Origin of the sequence: Bradyrhizobium sp. 139 (assembly GCF_023074175.1) — a bacterium.
Taxonomy (GTDB): Bacteria; Pseudomonadota; Alphaproteobacteria; order Rhizobiales; family Xanthobacteraceae; genus Bradyrhizobium.
The window spans coordinates 92,297-98,901 of record NZ_JADPKS010000158.1; the positions used below are offsets into that span (position 1 = coordinate 92,297).

The 6,605-nt window shown below is 65.0% G+C and carries 5 protein-coding genes; 3 read left to right on the forward strand and 2 right to left on the reverse strand.

Translation table 11 applies throughout. The features are described 5' to 3' along the window. Positions 1-90: 90 nt before the first annotated feature. Both IVA80_RS34145 and IVA80_RS34150 read left to right on the forward strand, forming a co-directional pair. Positions 91-996, forward strand: coding sequence for a LysR substrate-binding domain-containing protein (locus IVA80_RS34145; RefSeq protein WP_247439515.1), 906 nt, complete (start codon positions 91-93; stop codon positions 994-996). Between the two features lie 138 nt (positions 997-1,134). Beyond that, on the forward strand, positions 1,135-2,490 hold the full coding sequence (locus tag IVA80_RS34150; RefSeq protein WP_247439516.1) for a Gfo/Idh/MocA family oxidoreductase: 1,356 nt from the start codon (positions 1,135-1,137) through the stop codon (positions 2,488-2,490). A 10-nt stretch (positions 2,491-2,500) separates the two neighbouring features. On the opposite strand, the gene IVA80_RS34155 is transcribed toward IVA80_RS34150, so the two are convergent. Together IVA80_RS34155 and IVA80_RS34160 are read right to left on the reverse strand one after the other, a co-directional pair. Then, a complete protein-coding gene (locus tag IVA80_RS34155; RefSeq protein WP_247439517.1) occupies positions 2,501-3,466 on the reverse strand; it encodes a DMT family transporter in 966 nt (321 codons plus the stop codon). 76 nt (positions 3,467-3,542) lie between these two features. Beyond that, on the reverse strand, positions 3,543-4,022 hold the full coding sequence (locus tag IVA80_RS34160; protein ID WP_247439518.1) for a PaaI family thioesterase: 480 nt from the start codon (positions 4,020-4,022) through the stop codon (positions 3,543-3,545). 183 nt (positions 4,023-4,205) lie between these two features. Between IVA80_RS34160 and purL the strand changes: the two genes are divergently transcribed. Then, on the forward strand, positions 4,206-6,416 hold the full coding sequence (gene purL / locus IVA80_RS34165; RefSeq protein WP_247439519.1) for a phosphoribosylformylglycinamidine synthase subunit PurL: 2,211 nt from the start codon (positions 4,206-4,208) through the stop codon (positions 6,414-6,416). Positions 6,417-6,605 lie beyond the last annotated feature (189 nt).

The window sequence follows — 6,605 nt, forward strand, 5'->3', positions numbered from 1 at the left end:
GCTGCCTTGAACCTGAAGCCTAGATCGCTGGTCATGCACGACAATTGAATTATATTCGCCGTCACTTTAGCTGGCCTAAAAGGTTTCCTGATGCAGATACCGTTCCGCGCCATCATTGTCTTCCACGCGGTGGCGCGCGCGGGCAGCATTTCCCGTGCGGCGGACGAATTGCGGGTGACGCCTTCGGCCGTCAGCCAGCAGATCCAGGCTCTCGAGCTGCACCTCGGCACGGCGCTGACCTCGCGGGTCGGGCGTAACATCACGCTGACCGAGGCCGGTGAGCGCTATTTCGAGATGATCAGCCGCGAGATCGAGCACGTCACCGACGTGACGCAGCATGTCCGCGGCATCCGCTCCGCCACCACATTGACGGTGCGCGCAGCCCCGAGCGTGTCGAGCAAATGGCTGCTACCGCGGCTTGCGAGCTTCGTTGATGCCAATCCGGACATCGAATTGCGGCTCGACGGCACCAATGAGCCGACCGATTTCCGCAAGGAAAATGTCGACCTGGAGATCCGCCACGGCGAAGGCGGCTGGGCCGGTCTGTTCGTTGAAAGCCTGGGCAAGGAGCGATTCTTTCCGCTGTGTGCGCCTTCGTCCTTTGCGGCGGGCAGCCTCGTAGCCCAGGACCTGCTCGAGCACCGGCTGATCCATTCGGTGAAATCGCAGATGCAATGGCCGCGCTGGTTCATGGAGGCCGGCATCGAGCCTGCGGAGCGCTGGAAACGCGTGCTGTTCGACCGCAGCCACATGGCGATCGACGCTGCCGTCGACGGCCTTGGCATCGGGCTGGAAAGCGAGCTGCTGGCCTGGCGCGAATTACGCGACGGCCGCCTGGTTTGCCCCGTGAAGGACCCCCCGGAAGTCGCGCTGACCACGCAATGGATCGTCTGCCCGCACGGCCATCTGCGCCACCGCAAGACCCGCATCTTCCTCGACTGGCTGCGCGCGGAGCGCGACGCCTGGAGCGCGGGGCAAAGCGCACGGATTGTTTAGCGCGCCTACATCGTCGCGGCAGATAATCTGAATTGCCCTCGGAGTCGCCGCTGCCTAACGTTTCCGTGCAAGGCGGGCGCGGCCGGACGTCATGGCCGCAACAACGCTGTCACCCGAGGAACGCTTAAGGAAATCCAGATGAATCTCCATCGCATGCTGCTGGAGCGCAAGGCAGCCGGCAAGCCTGTTACCATCGGCCTGATTGGGGCCGGAAAATTCGGCCTGATGTTCCTGTCGCAGGTGCGCCAGACCGACGGCATGCATCTCGTCGGCGTTGCCGACCTGAACACCGCCCGCGCCCGTGCGCAGCTCAAGCTCGGTTGCTGGCCGGAAGAGCAATACGCGGCTGCCACGATCGACGACGCGCTCAAGCATGGCCGCACCGTCGTCACCGACAACGCCGACGCGCTGATCACCCATCCGGCGATCGAGGTCATCATCGAGGCGACCGGCGATCCCGGCGCCGGCATCCGCTTTGCGATGAAGGCGATCGAGAACGGCAAGCACATTGTGATGGTCAATGTCGAGGCGGACGCAGTCGCGGGTCCGATCCTGGCGCGCAAGGCGAAGCAGGCCGGCGTCGTCTATTCACTTGCCTGGGGTGACCAGCCGGCGCTGATCGCCGATCACGTCGACTGGGCGCGTGCCGCCGGCTTCAAGGTCGTCGCCGCCGGCAAGGGTACGCGCTATCACCCGACCTATCACCAGTCGACGCCGGATGCGGTCTGGGACATCCTCGACAAATACATGAAGATCAAGGATCGCAACTCGATCAACCCGAAGATGTTCAACTCCTTCGTCGACGGCACCAAGTCGGGCATCGAAATGACGGCGGTGTGCAATGCGACCGGGCTGCATGCGCAGAGCGAGGGCCTGTCGTTTCCGCCGGCAACGCGGTTCGAGCACGCCGAAATCTGCAAGCCGAAATCCGACGGTGGCATGCTGGAGAAGTCGGGCGTCACCGAGGTCACTTCCTCGGTCTATCGTGACGGCACCGACGTCCCTCAGAGCCTCGTGATGGGCACCTATGTCGTGTTCGAGACCGACAGCGCCTATTCCGAGGAATGCTTCCGCGAATACAGCATGCTGCCGGACAAGACCGGCAAATACGCCTCGTTGTACCGGCCGATCCATATGATCGGGCTCGAGCTCGGTATCTCCGTGGCTTCCGCTGCGCTGCGCAAGGAGCCGACCGGTGCGCCGATCGCGTTCAATTCGGACGTGGTGGCGACCGCCAAGCGCAAGCTAAAAGCCGGCGAGATGCTCGACGGTGAGGGCGGATTCTGCGTGTGGGGTAAGCAGACCCCGGCCGACGCCTCTCTGAAGCAGGGCTATCTGCCGCTCGGCCTCGCCCATCAGGTCAAGCTCAAGACCGACATTGCGGAAGGTCAGCGCCTGAGATGGGAGGACGTGGAGTACGATCCCAACAGTCTCGCCGTGCGGGTGCGCCGCGAGATGGAAGCGGCTTTCCGGCAACCCAACATGGCTGCCTGATCGGCGCTCGCTAGCGCAGCTTCAGTCGTTCGGCCGGCACCGTCATCGCGGCGACGCCGGCCATGACCAGCAATAGCCCCAGTGCCAGGTTTGACGGCACGCTCTCGCCGAGCAGCAGCACGGAGAGCCCCACGCCGATCGGGATGCGCAGGTACCCTTGCGCGTTCGTGGTCAGCGTGCCGAGCCGGCCGAGGCAGACGTAGAACAGCATCAGCCCCAGCGCGCTGGAGACGATGCCCATGACGATGGTGGCGACGATCGCCGTCGGGGTCGGGTGCAGGGTCCAGGGCTGGTCGATGATGAGCGAGGGCGGCAGCAGCACGAGGCCGCCGAACAGCAGCGAACCGGTGGCCACCACCATCGGATCGTATTCGGAGAGGCGGAGGCCGAAGATCGTCGCACAGGCAAAGGAGATGGTGGCGAGCAGGATCGCGATCTCCGCCACGATCTCGCTGCCGAAGCCGCGCAGCGCGTCGAGGCCGACGATGACGATGGTACCGGCAAGGCCGAGGATCGCGCCCGCGAGCTTCAGCAACGTCGCGGGCTCGTGCCGCGTGATCAGCGAGGTGATCAGGAAGGCGAAGATCGGCGTCGTCGAGGCGAGCACCACCGTGTTCGATGCCGGCACATAGAGCTGCGACCACGTGATGATCAGGAACGGAAAGGTCGAGTTGATCAGCTGCTGGATCGCGAACAGCTTCCAGGCCTTCACATCCGTCGGCAGGCTGATTCCGCGCATCCACAGGATCGCGAACAGGAACGCGGCCGCGATCAGCGAGCGCACCGAGATGAAGGTAACAGGCGGGATCGTGTCGAGCGCGAGCTTGGCCAGCGGATAGGTCGAGCTCCAGCAGCAGGCGAGCGCCAACAGCAGGGCATAGTCGCGCCAGTTGCGTGCGCCGGTGGCGGCCATGGACAGCAACGGCGATGCTGCGGAGGCCGCCGTGCGGCCCGCCCTTGATGTGCTCTGCGGCACCTTTGTTCCTGCTCCCCGGCGCGACGGCGCTTCTTGCAATTCTGGGCGAGGGGCCGCGAAAAGGGAAGGCGTCGAGCTATGCGTTTGCCTGGAGTGCGGGCTTCCGCTTCACCCGCTTGATCGTGCCGGAGAAGGTGAACAGTGGCCGTCCGCCTGACGTCAGCTTGCCGCGCAAAAAGATCAGCGAGCCGCCGGCGCGGGACACTTCGCCGACGCATTCGATCATTTCGCCCTCGCGTGCCGCATCGAGGAAATCGCAGGCGAAATTCGTCGTCACGGCCGGGCCATCCAACTCGTGGGTGGCGATCGCGAACAGGCAATAGTCGGCGAACGCCATGAAGCAGCCGCCATGGACGTTCCCGGAGCCGTTGAGGTGCTTTTTCTCGACCCGGAAGGCACTGCGGACGCTGCCATCGTCCTCGATCTTGTGCCAGAACGGGCCGATATGGCTCTCGAAACTGTCGCGAATCCAGGTTCGCCAGCCCTTGAACTCCCCCTCGGCGGCGATGTGGAGGTCGGGACGGCGGGGCGGGGGCGCTTTGGTCAATTCGTGCAAGGAAATGGGCCTTCAATTACGGGTCTTTAGTCCTTAAATCCGATCCGTCTGCGCCTTGCAATTCCTGTTCCCGCACTCCCCGGCTGCAAAATGTGGGACAGCGGGAAAATGCGCCATAAAGGGCTTTTCGTGAGCCCCCGATGTTCCTAAGAACGGCCAAAGCCCGCCGAAAGCCCCGAATCCATGAAGAACGAACCCAAGATCACTCCCGAACTGGTTGCCGCCCACGGGCTCAGGCCCGACGAGTACGAGCGCATCCTGAAGCTGATCGGGCGGGAGCCGACCTTCACCGAGCTCGGCATCTTCTCGGCGATGTGGAACGAGCACTGCTCCTACAAATCCTCGCGCATCCATCTGCGCGGGCTGCCGACCAAGGCGCCCTGGGTGATCCAGGGCCCCGGCGAGAACGCCGGCGTGATCGACATCGGCGACGGCCAGGCCGTGGTCTTCAAGATGGAGAGCCACAACCACCCGAGCTACATCGAACCATACCAGGGCGCGACCACCGGCGTCGGCGGTATCCTGCGCGACGTCTTCACCATGGGCGCGCGGCCGATTGCCTGCCTCAACGCGCTGAGCTTCGGCGCGCCCGAGCATGCCAGGACCCGGCATCTGGTCTCCGGCGTTGTCGCCGGTGTCGGCGGCTACGGCAATTCCTTCGGCGTGCCGACTGTGGGCGGCCAGGTGCGCTTCCATACGCGGTATGACGGCAACATCCTCGTCAACGCGATGGCCGTGGGCCTCGCCGACACCGACAAGATCTTTTATGCGGCCGCTTCCGGCGTGAACATGCCGATCGTCTATCTCGGCTCCAAGACGGGCCGCGACGGCATCCACGGCGCCTCGATGGCCTCGGCCGAGTTCGACGACAAGTCCGACGAGAAGCGCCCGACCGTGCAGGTCGGCGATCCCTTCGCCGAGAAGCTGCTGCTCGAGGCCTGTCTCGAAATCATGGAGAAGGGCTGCGTCATCGCGATCCAGGACATGGGCGCGGCGGGGCTCACGTGTTCGGCGGTCGAGATGGGCGCCAAGGGCGACCTCGGCGTCGACCTCGATCTGGACGCGGTGCCGACGCGCGAGACCGGCATGAGCGCCTACGAGATGATGCTCTCGGAGAGCCAGGAGCGCATGCTCATGGTGCTCAAGCCCGAGAAGGAGCAGGAGGCCGAGGCGATCTTCAGGAAATGGGGGCTCGACTTCGCCGTCGTCGGCTACACCACGCCGAGCAAGCGCTTTGTCGTCAAGCATGGCGGCGACGTCATGGCCGATCTGCCGATCAAGGAGCTCGGCGATGAAGCGCCGCTCTATGACCGCCCGCATATTCCCTCTGCGGCGCTGCCGGTCGTGCACGCGCGAGAGGTGCCGGCGCCGATGGGTGTCGGCGCAGCACTGGAGAAGCTGATCGGCACGCCCGACATGTGCAGCAAGCGCTGGGTCTGGGAGCAATACGACCACGTCATCCTCGGCAACACCATGCAGCGTCCCGGCGGCGATGCCGCCGTCGTGCGCGTGCAGGACGGGCCGAAGGGGCTGGCGCTGACCGTCGACGTCACGCCGCGCTATTGCGAGGCCGATCCTTATCAAGGCGGCAAGCAGGCCGTGGCAGAAGCCTGGCGCAACATTACCGCGGTCGGCGGCAAGCCGCTCGCGATCACCGACAATCTCAACTTCGGCAATCCTGAAAGGCCCGAGATCATGGGCCAGTTCGTCGGCTGCCTGAAGGGCATCTCGGAAGCCTGCCGCACGCTGGACTTCCCGGTCGTGTCCGGCAACGTCTCGCTCTACAACGAGACCAACGGCCGCGCGATCCTCCCCACACCCTCGATCGGCGGCGTTGGCCTGCTCGACGATTTCACCAAATCCGCTTCGCTGGCCTTCAAGGCCGAGGGCGAGGCGATTCTCCTGGTCGGCGAGACCCATGGCTGGCTCGGCCAGTCCGTCTACCTGCGCGACATCTGCGGTCGCGAGGAGGGCGCGCCGCCGCCGGTCGATCTCGCTGCCGAGAAGCGCAACGGCGACTGCGTGCGCGGCATGATCCATGCGGGCACCGCGACCGCCGTGCACGATCTCTCCGACGGTGGTCTCCTGACCGCGCTCGCCGAGATGGCGATGGCGAGCGGCATCGGTGCGAAGCTGCTCGCGGCGCCCACCGCGCTCGTGCCGCAGGCCTATTGGTTCGGCGAGGACCAGGCGCGCTATCTCGTCACCGTGCCGGAAACGGAAGCCGGCCGCGTGCTCGCCAAGATGCGCGGCTGCGAGGTGCCCTGCGTGCGGATCGGCACCACCGGGGGCGATGCGATCGCGATCGCGGGCGAACCGCCGGTCGCGATCGATACGCTGCGGAAATCGTTCGAGCGCTGGCTGCCGGAGTATATGGGCGGGAAGGCGGCCTGAGGCGCTTCTGCAAGCTCAGACCCGTAGCCCGGATGGAGCGAAGCGCAATCCGGGACTATGCCCAACGGCAAGACACCCCGGATTTCGCTTCGCTCCATCCGGGCTTCTGTAACGGGCCTTGGTTAGTCAATCCCTTTTTGCGTCATCCGCTTGCCGGGAACCTGCTTCTGTACGGGATCAACGCGATGG

Bases quoted from the DNA above. Each gene is read 5' to 3' on its own strand.
- IVA80_RS34150 (WP_247439516.1), top strand. From the start codon at position 1,135: ATGAATCTCCATCGCATGCTGCTGGAGCGCAAGGCAGCCGGCAAGCCT.
- purL (WP_247439519.1), top strand. From the start codon at position 4,206: ATGAAGAACGAACCCAAGATCACTCCCGAACTGGTTGCCGCCCACGGG.
- IVA80_RS34145 (WP_247439515.1), top strand. From the start codon at position 91: ATGCAGATACCGTTCCGCGCCATCATTGTCTTCCACGCGGTGGCGCGC.